Origin of the sequence: Janthinobacterium sp. FW305-128 (assembly GCF_020858135.1) — a bacterium.
Taxonomy (GTDB): domain Bacteria; phylum Pseudomonadota; class Gammaproteobacteria; order Burkholderiales; family Burkholderiaceae_D; genus Janthinobacterium.
The window spans coordinates 104830-118756 of record NZ_JACYMK010000010.1 but is presented as its reverse complement, the minus strand read 5'-3'; the positions used below and the strand labels follow the sequence as shown (position 1 = coordinate 118756).

At 64.0% G+C, this 13927-nt stretch carries 8 protein-coding genes; 2 read left to right on the top strand and 6 right to left on the bottom strand.

Annotated elements, in window-relative coordinates; genetic code table 11:
* Positions 1 to 16 precede the first annotated feature (16 nt).
* The 4 genes from IGS60_RS20710 to IGS60_RS28485 form a co-directional block, all read right to left on the bottom strand.
* The gene (locus IGS60_RS20710; RefSeq protein ID WP_070288176.1) at positions 17 to 643 is read right to left on the bottom strand and encodes a response regulator; all 627 of its coding nucleotides are present in this window, start codon (positions 641 to 643) and stop codon (positions 17 to 19) included.
* A gap of 74 nt (positions 644 to 717) precedes the next feature.
* Positions 718 to 1632: an HDOD domain-containing protein gene (locus IGS60_RS20705; protein WP_230506035.1), complete on the bottom strand. Its 915-nt coding sequence runs from the start codon at positions 1630 to 1632 to the stop codon at positions 718 to 720.
* A complete protein-coding gene (locus IGS60_RS20700) occupies positions 1629 to 2258 on the bottom strand; it encodes an Hpt domain-containing protein (RefSeq protein WP_070313641.1) in 630 nt (209 codons plus the stop codon). The genes IGS60_RS20705 and IGS60_RS20700 overlap by 4 nt, the downstream gene beginning before the upstream one ends.
* A 53-nt stretch (positions 2259 to 2311) precedes the next feature.
* Positions 2312 to 3991 carry a methyl-accepting chemotaxis protein gene (locus tag IGS60_RS28485; protein WP_306798508.1) on the bottom strand — a complete coding sequence of 560 codons (1680 nt, stop codon included), beginning with the start codon at positions 3989 to 3991 and terminating at the stop codon, positions 2312 to 2314.
* A 312-nt stretch (positions 3992 to 4303) separates the two neighbouring features.
* Here IGS60_RS28485 and IGS60_RS20685 point away from each other — a divergent pair, with 312 nt between their 5' ends.
* Entirely contained in the window at positions 4304 to 6754 is a 2451-nt protein-coding gene (locus IGS60_RS20685; RefSeq protein ID WP_230506034.1) for a membrane-bound PQQ-dependent dehydrogenase, glucose/quinate/shikimate family, read from the top strand.
* 81 nt (positions 6755 to 6835) lie between these two features.
* Here IGS60_RS20685 and IGS60_RS20680 read toward each other — a convergent pair whose 3' ends face one another.
* Positions 6836 to 7927, bottom strand: a complete 1092-nt coding sequence (locus IGS60_RS20680) for a hypothetical protein (protein ID WP_230506033.1) — start codon at positions 7925 to 7927, stop codon at positions 6836 to 6838.
* Positions 7928 to 7948: 21 nt separating this feature from the next.
* Complete coding sequence (locus IGS60_RS20675; RefSeq protein ID WP_230506032.1) at positions 7949 to 11407, bottom strand: DUF748 domain-containing protein; 3459 nt, start codon at positions 11405 to 11407, stop codon at positions 7949 to 7951.
* A 246-nt stretch (positions 11408 to 11653) separates the two neighbouring features.
* Between IGS60_RS20675 and IGS60_RS20670 the strand changes: the two genes are divergently transcribed.
* Entirely contained in the window at positions 11654 to 13789 is a 2136-nt protein-coding gene (locus IGS60_RS20670) for a TonB-dependent siderophore receptor (protein ID WP_230506031.1), read from the top strand.
* Positions 13790 to 13927 lie beyond the last annotated feature (138 nt).

Here is a 13927-nt window from a genome sequence, read left to right as displayed (position 1 = left end):
GCGGGAAGGTGACGCGCTAGGCGGCCAGGCTGTTGCGCCGCGCATGGCCGGCGCAGCAGGCGCGCAGATAGCCGCGCAGTTCGTCGTAATTGACGGGCTTGGCAAAGAACACCACGCCGGGCGGCACGCCGCCCCGTTCTTCCAGCTCTTCCTGCGTCAGGCTCGACAGCATGGCGATGTGCATGTCCGCCAGCAGCGGGTCGGCCAGGATGGTACGGATCACTTCGTAGCCGTCGATGCCTTCCATGACGATGTCGGCCAGCAGGATGTCGGGCTGATCGCGGGCGATTTCCATCAGCGCCTGGTAGCCGTTCTCGCAAAAGCGCAAGTCCGCCTGCAAGCCCCATGAACCGATCTGTTTTTCATACAGCGCGCGTTCGATGGGATTGTCCTCGATCACGAGGATGGACGGTGGACGGCCCGATGGCACGGGACGGTTGGCCCGTGCCGCGCGCTGGTCCTGGCCCGGCTGGCCGGGATTGCCCTTGTAGGCTTCGACGGCCGCGAGGGGAATGCGCCGGTGGCCGCCCTTGGTCTTCCAGGCTTCGATCACGCCGGCCTCGACCAGTTGTTGCACCGAGGTGACCGAGATGCCGAGGATTTCAGCGGCCTTTTGGGTAGTGCAAACGTCTGCAGTGTGCATGATGGGCTTTATGGTCGCGGATATAGTTGAAGGGAATGATACGCAATCGGGCTCAAAAAATCAATTTCAACGAATTATATGAATTCACTAAAAACCTCGCGTGCGGCGGGCCGGACTCGCGTGCGCGTGCGGCCGGGGGCAATATGCGTCTGCGGTTCCAGGAGATCGCGCCGTTCGCTGCACTCGGCGCTGCTGTGGCGCAGCAGGGTTTCCATGTCGTTTCTGTCCAGGCCCAGTACCCGCGCGGCGGCCAGGACCGGTCCGCGCGGCCCCGCGCCGTTGCGCAATATCAGGTCGGCGAAGCCGCTGGCCAGCTTCAGCAGCCAGGCCAGGTCCGTCATGCGCCCGGCCCGCCCGAAGCCGGGCGGCGCGGCATGGCAGCGCACGGCGTCGCACAGGATGTCCGGCATGCCCCAGCCCTGCATGAGCATGGCCGACAGCGCCAACTGGTGGCGGCCGAAGCGCTGCGACTCCGCGCACAGCAGCCGGGCCCTGGCGCCATTGCCGTACTGGCCCAGCAGTTCTCCATACTCCTGCGGATGCCAGGTGGCCAGGGCCAGCTGGCCGCAGTTGGCCAGCAAGCCGCAACTGTACAGCTCATCGGCCGGCGCCAGCTGCAGCGCGTCGCCGGCCACGCGGGCGGCGCACGCCATGGCCAGCGCGTGCGACCAGTAGCGCTGCGCGTCGAAGTGCGCGCACGTGGCCGCCGGCAGGGCCGGCGCGGCGAATGCCTGGCGCAGGGAGGGCAGGCCGATCGCGGCCAGCATCGCCGCGCTGACCGCCGCATGCGTGCGCTCGCCCGGCGGTACGCCCGCATTCGCCAGGCCGATGACCTTGCCCGTCAGGGCAGGATCGCAGCCCAGTTGTTCCGCCAGCTCATCGAGCGATACCTGCTGCTCGCACAAGTTTGCCAGCCAGTGGCAACGCCCGGCGGGCGAAGGCAGGATGGCGCCGCCGGGCAGGTGCGCCAGGTCGATATGCGCGCTCATGGCCGGCTCCCGACGCCGCTGCGGTCATCGGCTTGTGCCGCGCCCGCCGTCTGCAGGACCGTGACGGCCTGCGACAGCGCGTCGAGCGCCATCAGCAGTTCCGCATGCAGGCGGCGCAGCGCGCCGATATCGTTGGAAAAGCCCGCGTGCACGGCCTGGCGCGCCAGCGCCTGCAGCGGGAGCAGGCCCATGGACTGGCTGCCGTCGAGGATTTCCTGCGCCAGCACGCGCGCCGGCGCGGTCCGTTCGCAGCGCAGCGCATGGGCGATGCCGGCCAGGCGGTCGCGCGTCTCGGCCACGAACAGGGCCAGAATCTCGCCCTGCAGGCGCCGGTCGTAGCCGAACATGGCGTCCAGCCGGGCCGCGTCGAACGGCGGCGTGTCCGGCGCCCTGGACGCTGGTGGTGGCGGTGTGCTGTCCGCCACCTTGGCCGGCGGGACCATTTTGCGCATCTGCAACAGTGCATGCAGATCGGCCGGTGCCGCGCGGCCGGCCTGACGCCCGCGGGTACGGCGCCAGAGCAGGGCGGCCAGCAGCAACACCAGGCCGGCCAGGGCCAGCGCCGTGCGCATCAGCGACAGGTCTTCGCAGCGAAGGAAGGGGTGAATGGTGAAGAGGGTGTTCATGACCGTGCTCCAATGAATGCTATCTAGGCAAGTGATGCTGCGGGATGGCGGGCCTAAAAGACGTCCCAGTCGCCCGCATCGGCGGTGGCCGGTGCCGCGGCTCTGGCCTGGCCTGCGGGCCGCGTGGCGACCAGCTTGAGCGCCGCCTTGTGCTGTGCGGGCCGCCGCGCGGCTGGCGCTTGCGGCGCCGGGCCGGCCTGTCCTGGCGCCAGCTTGAAGGCGCCCACCACGCCGGCGAGCCTGGCCGCCTGCTCCTGCAGCGATTGCGATGCGGCCGCCGCTTCCTCGACCAGGGCCGCATTCTGCTGCGTGGCTTCATCCATCTGCGTGACGGCGCGGTTGATTTCCTCGATGCCCGTGCTTTGTTCCGCGCTGGCGGCCGAGATTTCGCTGACGATGTCGGTCACGCCGCGTGCCGTGTCGACCACTTCCGTCATGGCCGCGCCGGCCTGCCGCACCAGCTTGCCGCCTTGTTCGACCTGTTCCACGGAATCGCCGATCAGTACCTTGATTTCCTTGGCGGCGGCCGCCGAACGGTGCGCCAGGTTGCGCACTTCCGTGGCCACGACGGCAAAGCCGCGCCCCTGTTCCCCGGCGCGTGCCGCTTCCACGGCCGCATTCAGGGCCAGGATATTGGTCTGGAAGGCGATGCCGTCGATGACGCTGATGATGTCGGCGATCTTGTTGGACGAGCTGTCGATCGCTTCCATGGTGCGTATCACGTCGTCCATGACTGCTCCGCCCCGCTGCGCCTTGTCCGAGGCGCTGACGGCCATTTGCTTGGCCTGGCGGGCGTTGTCCGCGTTTTGCCGCACGGTGGCCGTCAGTTCTTCCATGGCCGAGGCTGTTTCTTCCAGCGAGCCGGCCTGCTGCTCCGTGCGCGCCGACAGGTCCAGGTTGCCGGCCGCGATCTGGCCCGATGCCGTGCTGATGCTGTCCGTGCCGGAACGCACTTCGGCCACGATGCGTACCAGGCTCGCGCTCATGTCCGCCATGGCCTTCATCAGCTGGCCCACCTCGTCGTTTGACGCGGTGTTCACTTGCACGCTGAGGTCGCCGCCCGCGATGGTGCGGGCCACGTCGATGGCGCCGGCCAGCGAAGCGGCGATGCGCCGCGCCAGCAGCAGACCCATGCCGGCCACCAGCGCCGTCACGGCCAGGGCCAGGCCGATGGAAATCCAGCGCGCGTTGGCGGCGGCGGCGGCGCCATCGGCCGCGCCCTTGGCGGACACGTTTTCGTTGTAGCGGTGGTGGGCGGCGAGGGCGTCGACCAGTTCCTTGATGATGGGCTGGTTTTCCATCAGCAAGTCGCGTGCCGCGTCCACTTCGCCCGCCTTCGACAGCGCCAGCACCTTGTCGCGCACCGTGTCGTAGCGCGCCAGCACGGCACGGTCGGCGGCCAGCAGCGCGCGGTCCTGCTCGTCGGTGACATCGTCTTTTTCATACTGGTCGAGCGCCTTGCCCACCGCCGCGCGCGCTTCCCTGATGCCCGCTTCGAGCTTGTCGCGCCCGGCCGCATCCTTGCTGGCCATGTGCTGCCAGACGGCCGTGCGCATCTGCGCGAACGGCACGAAAGCCTGGTTCAAGGTCAGCAGGCTGGGCACTGTGTTGACGGTGGCATAGCTGGCCGCCGTGTACACGCGGTCCATCTGGTAAATGCCAAAACCCGCCAGAGCGGCCAGTCCGAGGACGACGGAAAGAATCAATGCGTACAGCCGTTTAGCGATGGTCATGATGGGCGCCGCTCCAGTGAAGTGAAATGCAAGAAAAAGTGGTTGGTTTCAGTGTTTTTTTCATTTTACGATAAAAATTCGTTTTATTCGAGAAATTTGTTGTTAATTTATTTTATTCAATGATTTTCATCAAAATCGTACTGCTGTGGCTGGCTCGACGGTCAGCTCGTGTATAAAAAGCCACACGGCACGCGGCGCGCGTTCTCGCGTGTGGCACGCTTTGCCGATTGGTGAAAAAATGGGATTTGCTTGATTGCAATCAAATACGGTGCGCAGGCGCGTGCCGCCGACTGACTCTTGTAAAGGAGCATCATGACTGCCTCTGCCCGGCCTGGACCCTTGCTTGTCATCACCGCAGTCATCTTCATCTTGCTGGGCCTGGCGCTTGCCGGCGGCGGCGCCTGGCTCGTCAGCCTCGGCGGTTCCTGGTATTACGTGGTGGCCGGCATCGGCATGCTCGTCGCGGGCGCGCTCGTGTGGAAGGGGCGGCGCAGCGCCCAGCTGTTTCTCGCGCTGCTGCTGTTCGCCACCCTGATCTGGTCCGTCATCGAAGTGAAGTTCGACTGGTGGCAATTGCTGCCGCGCCTCGATATCTGGTTCGCCGCCGCCGTCTGGCTGCTGCTGCCGTTCGTCGACCGCCGCCTCGATCCGCCCTTGACGGCCGGGGCCAAACCGCGCGACGCGGGCAAGAGCGCCCTGACGGCGGCCGTGGTGCTGACGGCCGCCGTGGGCGTGTTCTCGCTGTTCCAGGACTATTACACCTTGCATGGCGAAGTGCCGGCCGAGAACATGGCGGCCGCGCCGCAAGGCGATTTCGCGCCGGGCGTGGCGCCCAACGACTGGGCCGCGTATGGCCGCTCCGGCTATGGCGACCGCTATGCGCCGGCCGCGCAGATCACGCCGGCCAACGCGGCGCAGCTGAAACAGGCGTGGGTGTACCACACGGGCGACTTCAAGGGACCGAACGACCCGGGCGAGATCGCCAACGAAGTCACGCCGCTGAAAGTGAACGGCATGCTGTACCTGTGCACGCCGCATAACATCGTCATCGCGCTCGATCCGGACACGGGCAAGGAGCTGTGGCGCCACGATCCGAAGATCAACCGCGACGCGTCGAGCTACCAGCACATGATCTGCCGCGGCGTGGCCTACTGGGACGTCAACGCGGGCCGCGCCAAGGGCGACCCTGCGCCCGAGGCGGCCGGCATGGAGTGTCCGCGCCGCATCTTCGCGCCGACCATGGATGCGACCCTGATCGCCGTCAATGCCGATACGGGCGCAGCGTGCAAAAGCTTTGGCGAAAACGGCGTGATCGGCCTGTACCACGGCATGGGCATGAAGAAGCGGGGCTTTTTGATGCCGACCTCGCCGCCGGCCGTGGCGCAAAACGTGGTGGTGATGGCCGCCAGCGTGACCGACAATTTTTCCACGGAAGAGCCGTCGGGCGTGATTCGCGGCTACGATCCCGTCACCGGCAAGCTGATGTGGAACTGGGATGCCTCGAACCCGGACGACACGGCGCCGATCGCCGATGGCGAGACCTACACCAACAATTCACCGAATTCCTGGGGCGTTTCCAGCATCGATGAAAAGCTGGGCATGGTGTACATCCCGATGGGCAATGAAACGCCCGACACGTGGGGCGGAAACCGCAATCCGCATGGCGAGAAATACAATAGCGCCATCGTTGCGCTGGACCTGGCGACCGGTAAAGTGCGCTGGGTCTACCAGACCGTGCACCACGATATCTGGGACATGGATATCGGCGGCCAGCCCACCCTGGTCGATATCGATACGCCGAAAGGCAAGGTGCCGTCCGTGGTCGCCACGACGAAACGGGGCGACATCTATGTGATCGACCGGCGCGACGGCAGCCTGGTCGTGCCGGCGCCGGAAAAACCCGTGCCGACCGCCAACGCGGCCCCTGGCGACAAGCTGTCGCCCACGCAGCCGTTCTCGGCGCTCACGTTCCTGCCCGAGAAGCACATCAGCGAAACGGACATGTGGGGCACGACACCGTTCGACCAGCTGGCGTGCCGCATCATCTTCCGCCAGCACCGCTACGAAGGGCCGTTCACGCCGCAGACGGTGGCCGAAGGCAAGATCAAGGGTGCCATCATTTCGCCCGGCCCGTTGGGCATCTTCGAGTGGGGCGGGGCGGCCGTCGATCCCGTGCGCCAGTTGCTGCTGGTGAACCCTGACTACATGGGCTTTTTGGAGCGCCTGGTGCCGCGCGCACAAGCCAATGCGCCGGGCGGCACGGGCACGGAAATGGGCTTGCAGCCGCAGACGGGCGTGCCGTTTGCTGTGGAAATCAAGCCCTTCCTGTCGCCGCTGGGCTTCCCGTGCCAGGCGCCGCCGTGGGGTTATATCGCCGCCGTCGACCTGCGCACCATGAAAAAAGTGTGGATGCACAAAAACGGCACCACGCGCGACAGCGCCCCCGTGCCCATCGCCTTGCCGCTGGGCGTGCCCAGCCTGGGCGGCATCAGCACGACGGGCGGCGGCGTGGCTTTCCTCAGCAGCACGCTCGACTATTACATCCGCGGCTACGACGTGCGCAACGGCAAAACCGTATGGAAAGCCCGCTTGCCGGCCGGCGGCCAGGCCACGCCGATGAGTTATGTCTCCGACAAGACGGGCAAGCAGTACGTGGTGGTGATGGCCGGCGGCCACGGTTCGCTGGGCACGAAGATGGGCGACAGCCTGGTGGCGTTTGCCTTGCCGGACGAGGCGGTGAAGGAGGCGGGGAAAGCGAAGTAAGAGGATAAGTAAGTGAAGCGCATCGGCGGCATGGACTGGCCATGCCGCCGATGCGCTGCCATTGAGGTGCCCGACGCGACGCTATGGCAAGCGGCGATTCAAGACGATGAGTTCGGCATTCTCCGCTGTATCGTCGGCCATCGGGTAGAACACGACCGCATAAGCATGCTCCGTGGTCTTGTTGATGCTGGAAATGATCAATTTGTCACGGGGTATGGGCAAAAGCGCGTTTGTCAGCAAGTTCCGGTAGCCTTGCTCGCCTTTGCTATAGAATATTTCCAATAACTCATCATTTTTCGTGGTCAGCCAGCCGTTTCCAAACTCGGTATTGAAACGCGTGACAAAAGTGTCGTCAGCGATGTCGACTGGTTGCCATGTATTGAACAGTGGATCGGCAAAGTCCACCAATGCAATGATTTCGCTTGCCCCAGCCGCATCTATTTTTTCGAGAATGATTTTATCGTTGTCTTGCGCCAGCAGATAAGAATCCTTGTCGAACGATGAGCTCAGTATCTGTAAAACATCGATATCGTTCGCGTCGATTTCCCGCGAGCGCAGGACGTTGCCTTTTTCATCGATCTCCCGGTGCAGGAGAATGCTGCCGTCATTGGCCAGCAAATGAATCGTCTTGTCGCAAATGGCGATGCGGTTATTTGCGGGTAATGGAATCTTGACATTGTGTTTCTTCTTCAGTTTTCCATTGATAAACTCGATGGCCAGGATTTTGTCCGGCTTGTTATCTTCAAAAGGCACATCGTGAAATATCGAATACGAGTCCGTCGTTCCAATGAAGTTTCCTGTAAATGGACGGTTACCCTTTGGTAATTCCACACCGTCACGATGAAAGACGGGAATGCTGATTTCCAGTTCTTTATCAGGATGATAGGGGATGACGGAGACATAATTTTCCTGATCCGGACTCAGGAACAGTGTCGGCAAAATGCCGTCATCCTCGGCGTAGTTTTCAATACTGCCATCCATCGCGACAGTCGTATATATCAGCTTGTAGGTGCCATTTTTTTTGTAGACGTAATTAGCCAGCAGCGTCTTGTCAGCAAAGGAGATGCTGTCTTTGGCCGATATTGCTGTTTCAGCAAGTAACGTTGTCATTGTGCCCCAGTCGCCTTGCGCGACAGACGATGTATAGGGTGCTACCTTGTCGAGGTTTTTCATGCGTCAGATGGTTTCCATATCTTATTGTGCCGCCAATCCCAGCTTCAAGCCCACCAGCTTGCCCGGCGTGGCCTCCGTTTTTTCCGGCGCGCCCGCGCTGACCCTGGCCGCCGGCGTGCCGTCCTGCTGCAGGGCGGCCACAATCGCCGCGCTGCGCTGGGCACCCAGTTTATTCAAGGCATCGGCAGGCAGGGGCTGCTTGGCTTCCAGCTGTTCGCGCAAGCCGTTGTAGAACGCGCCCGTGTCGGCCACTTGCGGCTCGCCCTCGATCAGCTTGCCCAGGCGTTGGAAGACGGGGATCTTGGCCGCCGCCGGCGCGGAAGCGCTGGCGGAGGCCGCCGCTGGGGCAGGTGCGGCAGACTCCGCCGCCTTTTTCTGCCTGTCCAGCTCGGCCTTGCCGAAACGTTCGCCATACAGGTCGCGCAGGGCGCCCCGTACCTTGCGTTCGCCCAGGTTCAACGGCCCCGGTTCTTCGCCCGCTTCCAGCTTGATGCCGGCCTTGGCGGTGACGGCGCGGCGCACGGCCTGGGCGCGCAGGGCGGCTCCGTCCGTGTCGCTGTACTGGCCCGGCACGGCCAGCTTCAGCTGTTCGCGCTTGGCGAGGATCTGCGCCACCTGCTTGAGTTTTTCCCGCTCGGGCGGCAGCAGCACGGCGCTGCCCGCATCGAAGTCGATGGCTTCCAGCTTGTCGGCGCTGATGCCCAGCAAGTTGCCCAGCGCGCGGAACGGCGCCGTGACGATCTTGGTCAGCACATTGCCCACGGCTTTCCAGATCAGCGCGCCATAGCTGAATTGCGGGTCGTTCATGTCGCCCGACACGGGCAAGCCCAGGTCGATGCGCCCGTCGCTATCCTTGAGGATGGCCAGCGCCAATTCCAGCGGCAGCTTCAGGGCGTCCGGACTGTCGATGCGTTCGCCCAGGGTCAGCTTGTCGAGCACGATCTGGTTGGTGCCGTCGAGCTGGCGGTTGCGCACCTTGTATTGCAAGTCCAGCGAAATCTTGCCTTCCGCCACTTTATAGCCGGCGAATTTCATCGTGTACGGCGAGGCGGATACCATGTCGACGTTCTTGAAGACCACGTTCAAGTCCGTGTTGTCGGTCGGGGCGAAGGGATTTAATTGTCCGCGCACGCGCGCCAGGCCGAATTCGTCGATGCGGCCGTCCAGTTCGATCTGGCTGCGCGCATCGCGTTTCGTCGACAGGCCCGTGACGACGCCGTTCAATTCATAGATCTTCGCCGCAAACTGCGGGCGCAAGCTCAGGTCGGCAAAATCCAGCTTGGCATTCTGCAGGCGCACGCGGCGTACGCGCACGGGGAAGGCGGCGTCGGCGGGCGCGCTGGCGGTTGCCGGCGCCGGCGCAGCGGCCGGCTCCGGCGCCTTCACCAGCAGGCGCTGCGCATTGAGGCTGCGGTCGTTTTCGATGATCAGCTGCGCATTCGGTTCGACCACGCGCAGTTCGGGGATGTCGACAAAATCGGGCCCCACGCTGGCCGTCAGCTTGTCGGCGCGCACGCTTTTCCATGAAGCAAAACGCTTGCCATCCGTTTCATTGAGCACGAGGCCGGCGATATCCACGCCGCCCTCATAGCGTACTTTCGGCGCTTTCGGCGCGCCGCCGCCCGTCGTCAGGCGGCCGCTGCCGGAGAGGGTGCCGCCCGCCAGCTTCAGCTTTACATGCTGCGCCAGCAGCGGTTGCACGGGCGCCAGGGTCAGCTGTTTCAAATTCAGTTGCGCATCGACGGCGCCCGTGCCCGGCACGAACTTGCCGTTGGCCGTGAGCAAGCCGCCTTCGCGCAGGCCCACGCCCAGCTCGAACGGCAGCGCCTGCTTCATATCGTTGCTGACCTTGTGCAGCGACAGGCTGGCATCCTGCAGCGTGCCCTTGATGCCTGTGCCCGCGTCTTCGAAACGGGCACCGAATTTGCTCAGTTCCACCTTGTCTACCGTGGCGGACCACGGCGCGGAAGGGCTTTCCTTGCCTGCGTCGGCCTTGCCGGAGGAAAACACGGGCAGTTTTTGCGCAATCGCAAACTCTCCCTGGCGGTTGCGCGCCAGGTCAATCTGCGCACCGCTGGCCGTCACGGCGCCCAGGTGCACGCTATGCGCCGCCAGGTCGATCTTGCCTTCCGTAAAGCCCAGCTGGGCCAGCTTGAACGGCGTTTGCGCGCCGCGCTGCACGGCCAGGTCGGCCAGGCTGAAATTGGCGCCGTCGATCACGGTGGCCATGCCCGCTGGCCCTTGTTGCAAGCCCAGCTGCAGCTGCACTTGCAACTGTCTGCCGCTCAATTGCAGGGCTGGCGAGACGGTTTCATCGATGGCGGAGACGTCCACATTGGCCAGGGCCAGTCGATGCAAGTCCACTTTCCACTTGCCAGGTTTGGCTGGCGCGGCGGCCGGTGCTGCAGGTGCGGGATTGCCCGGCAGCATCAGGTTTGCCACGTCGATCTCGCCCTTGCTGTCGCGCCGCACGGCCACCTTGCCGCCGTACAGATTGACCTTGTCGATCGTGACGCTCTGGTGCGCCAGATCCACGTTGACGCCGGCGATGCCCAAGGTATTGAGCGATGTAAATGGCGCGCCCTTGCCGTCTTGCACCAGTGCCAGGTCGCGCAAGGCCAGGCCCGCGCCCTTGACGGTCGCTTCCAGCTTGCCGTCGGCATAGGAAAAGGCGTAGGGCAGGCGCGCCGACAGCTTGCCGCTGCTCACCGTCGCCCGCGTGTACGCCTTCAAATACGCGGCCAGGCCGGGCAGGGAAGCGTCGTTCAGTATCAGCTCGCCTTCGCCGCGAATCGGGCTCAGCGAGGCCGTGCCGCGCCAGTGCAGCTTGCCGCCGCGCGCCGCGTCGGCGCTGAGGCTGTAGCTGCCGTTGGCGTCGGGCAAGGTGGAGATATTGTCGAGTGTAAAGTTGATCGGCGTGAAGTTGTCCGCATAACCGGCCTTCTGGTCTTGCCAGTCCACTTTGCCTTGCTCCAGCGCAAAGTGGCCGATGACGAGGCGCGGCATGCCGCCGTCGCTCTTGTCCGGATGATTGCGTTGCCAGGTGGCCAGCACTTCGGCCAGGTTGAACTTGCCGTCCGGCGTGATGGTCAACTGCGCCTGCGGCGCCGTGATGCGGATTTCCGCCAGGCTCCAGGCGCGGCGCACGATGGATTTCCATTCGAGTTGCACGGCCAGCGCGCCGATGGACAGCAGCGGCGCGCCGCTCTGGCCACCAGCGCTGGCCGCTTCCTTGAAAGCGATCTGGTCCGCTTCCAGGCGCAAGGTGAACGGGTTGAAGCGCACGTCGGCGATGCTGGCCTGGCGCGCCAGTTCTTTTTCTGCAAATTTGGGCAGCTGGTTTTTGATGACGTAGGGTACCAGCCAGAAACCGGCCGCGCTGTAGGCGGCGAGGACGCAGCCGGTGCCGACGGCCCAGCGCTGCCAGCGTTTCCAGCGAAATGTTTTCGTCTGCACGCTTTTGTTGTCGATTGTGTTCACGAACTTACCTTTTGATCTTGTTGGGGCGGCACATCCTGCGCGCCGTGACTGTCAGTATGCCTCTTTGCGGCCTCGTCTGCAAAATCCAAACGTGTTCAAGTGATAACAGGCGCCAGGGTGGCCTTGTTTCTCCTGTAAAACTCATACAAACTCACTCTTACTTGATAATGATTCTCATTATCGGTATCATGCGCGCTAACCGTAAGTTTCCATCCGTACATATTTTCTCATTGAAAGCCCGATGTCATGCCTGTCGTCTCTCCTCGCACCCGCTTACTTCCAGTCGCCGCGGCCCTGTCGCTGGCCTTCGCTTCCCATGCGGCCCATGCCGCCAGCGGCCAGGACGATCTGACGGCTGGCGATGAGAAAGTCATGCAAGCCGTGCAAGTGACGGGCACCCGCGCGCAAGGCCTGGTGCCCGTCACGACGGAGGCGGGCAGCTTTCGCGGCGCCAACATCATGGACGTGCCGTCGACCGTCAACGTGATCACGCGCGAATTGCTGGAGCAGCAAGCCGTGTCCGGCCTGTACGACGCCGTGCGCAATACGGCGGGCGTGACGCGCCAGCAAAATGGCGGCGAAACGTGGGATCAGCTGGTGATACGCGGCATCGCCGTGGAAAACCGCACGAATTACCGCCTCAATGGCTCAATGCCCATCATGAACTTCTCGCAAGTGCCCATGGAAAACAAGGAGCGCGTGGAAGTGCTGAAGGGCGCCTCGGCCCTGTACTACGGTTTTACGTCGCCGGCCGGCGTCGTCAACTTCGTCACCAAGCGGGCCGGCGGCCAGCCCGTCACCAGCATGGGCTTGAGCCTCGATGACCGGGGCAGTGCCGTGGCGAATGTCGACGTGGGCCGCCGTTTTGGCGCGCAGCAGGAATTCGGCGTGCGCATCAATGCGGCCGGCGGCACCCTGGGTTCCTACCTCGATCATGTCGGCAATGGCAACCGCAGCTTTCTCTCCACCGCGCTGGACTGGCGGGTGACTAATAAACTGCTGTTGAAGGCCGACCTGGAATACGACCGCCGCAAGGTGACGGAGCAGGCGGGCGTGGCCTTGCCCACCGCCGTGAAAGGCGTGATCAGCCTGCCGCGCGCCGTCGATCCGCGCCAGCTGATCGGCCCCGACTGGTCGAATTTCGAGGCGCAGACGAAAAACGCACAATTGCGCGCCGACTACGCCATCACGGATGGCTGGGCCTTGACGGTGGAGGCGGGCCACTCGGAAACGGCGCGCGACCGCCGCCTGGCCATCTTCCGCCTGAATAACGCGGCCGCGCTGGCCACGGGCGCGGGCCGCATCACGGGCAATATCCAGCACAGCGTGACGGCGTCGGACTTGCTGCGCGCGGAACTGGCCGGCAACTTTAATACGGGTTTGATTGCCCATGAACTGACCCTGGGCGCCTCGCGCACGGACAAGTCGCAAGATGCTATCTACCAGAGCAACTACACGATCGCGTCGCAAAACCTGTACAAGCCCGTGCCCGTGACGAATGTCGTGTTCGGTCCCAAGCCGACGGCGCCGACGACGGCTGCGCTCGAGACGCGCGACACGGGCTTGTACGCGCTCGACCGCATGGTCTTCAGCCCGCAATGGCAAAGCGTCATCGGCGTGCGCCGCAGCAGTTATCAGAGCGACCAGGGTGCCAGCCACTACGACGTCAGCAAGACGACGCCGATGGCCTCATTGATCTACAAGGCCACGCCCGAACTGTCGTTTTACGCGTCTACGGCGCGGGGTCTGGAAGAGGGTGAAACGGGCCCGACGGGCACAGCCAATCAGGGCGTCAAGATGGCGCCTGGCGTCAGCAAGCAGAAAGAGCTCGGTGCGCGCTGGCTGACGCCGGGCGGCACCTTGCTGTCCGCCGCGCTGTTCGACATCACGCGGCCCGGCTATTACACGAATAGCAGCAACGTCTTCACGTCGGATGGCGAACAGCGCTACCGCGGCCTGGAAATCTCGACGCAAGGCAAGCTGACGCGTCAGCTGTCGTGGCAAACGTCGGCCCAGTTCCTCGACCCAAGCTTTGCGCACATCAACGCCGATTACAACGGCAAGGCGCCGGAAAACGCGTCGAAACGCACGGCCAGCGCCTTCCTCGCTTACGCGTTTGACGCCGTGCCCGGCTTGTCCGTCAACGGCGGCGCGTATTACTACAGCGCCCGTCCCGTCAACGACCTGAACCAGGCCTTCCTCGGCGGCGTGAGCCTGTTCAGCGCGGGCGCCCGCTATGCGAGCCGCGTGATGGACAAGGCCGTCGTGTGGCAGCTGAACGTGGAAAATGCGGCCGACAAGCGCTACTGGGCCGGCGCGGGCACGCGGCTGGCGTCGGGCGCCCCGCGCGCCATCAAGCTGTCGATGAAGGTGGATTTGTAAGAACGCCTATCAAAACCTACTGCGCGTCGTGATCTGCGGCCTGCGATGCTCACTGTGCTCAAGCACAGTTCCGCTTCTCAGCCACAGCTCCCTTCCGCTCGCTACGGTTTTGTTAGGCGTTGTAAGCAAGGTTTGACT